Annotated in this window: 1 protein-coding gene; it reads left to right on the top strand. The window is 37.3% G+C overall.

The genetic code is table 11. The features are described 5' to 3' along the window. Positions 1-332 (top strand): IS66 family transposase (locus tag HMPREF2811_RS04155; protein ID WP_141749257.1); only part of this gene is annotated, 332 nt, incomplete at both ends.

The following is a 332-nucleotide window of genomic DNA, read 5'->3' on the forward strand; positions in this document are numbered from 1 at the left end:
CTCGGTAAAGCCATCCAATATGCATTAAATTATGAAAATACTTTTAAAACAGTATTGGAAGATGGTCATTTAGTCTTATCGAATAACTTAGCGGAGCGAGCGATAAAGAACTTGGTGATTGGTCGAAAGAACTGGTTGTTCTCCAAGAGTTTTGAAGGGGCTCAAACGAACGCTGTCATTCTAACAATGATTGAAACAGCGAAACGACATGGGCTTGATTCAGAAAAATATATCAATTATTTACTGACCCACTTACCGAATGAACCGATTTTTGAAAAAAATGAGGTCTTAGAGGCTTATTTGCCATGGAGTGAATTAGTCCAACGTCATTG

The sequence above is a fragment of the Globicatella sp. HMSC072A10 genome (assembly GCF_001811625.1).
Classification (GTDB): domain Bacteria; phylum Bacillota; class Bacilli; order Lactobacillales; family Aerococcaceae; genus Globicatella; species Globicatella sanguinis.